The 580-nt window shown below is 44.3% G+C and carries 1 protein-coding gene; it reads right to left on the bottom strand.

Features of this window, described 5'->3' with window-relative positions:
- On the bottom strand, positions 1-580 hold a 580-nt coding region (locus tag O0V13_RS21500), incomplete at both ends, for an MBG domain-containing protein (protein ID WP_268037072.1).

Genomic DNA, 580 nt, shown 5'->3' with positions numbered 1-580 from the left:
CAATCCTGCAACTTGATAAGTAAATTCAGGATCTGGATCTCCATAGACTTTAGATTGTCCTGCATCTGCAGTGATATCCAGAGTTGCTGGAGTGATCTCAAAATCTGCCGGAGTGAAATTGATTGCATAATTTGGACCTGCATCCAGTGTACCCAGGTTGATTGGGTAGATACCTACATCTTCTCCGGCTGTTCTGGCTAAGGCTCCGATGATTACAGCGTTTGAATCACCATTTTTCAAGCCAGAATATTGATATGTAAATACAGGGTCAGAATCTCCATAAACCTTACTTTGTCCCCCATCAGCTGTGATATCCAAGCTTGCTGTGGTGATCTCAAAGTCAGCCGGAGTGAAGTTGATTGCATAGTTGCCTCCAGCGTCAATAGTTCCCTGCTGGATTGCATACATCCCCACATCATTACCTACCATTCTAGTCAAAGAACCGGTAACAACAGCCCCTTGAATATCTCCATTCTTCAATCCTGCAACTTGATAGCTGAATACAGGATCTGGATCACCATAGACCTTCGTCTGCCCTGCATCTGCAGTGATATCCAAATTCGCTGGGGTGATCTCAAAA

The organism is Algoriphagus sp. PAP.12, assembly GCF_026652115.1.
GTDB lineage: Bacteria > Bacteroidota > Bacteroidia > Cytophagales > Cyclobacteriaceae > Algoriphagus.
Note: the sequence above shows the minus strand (reverse complement) of the source record. Positions and strands in the feature narration are given on the sequence as shown.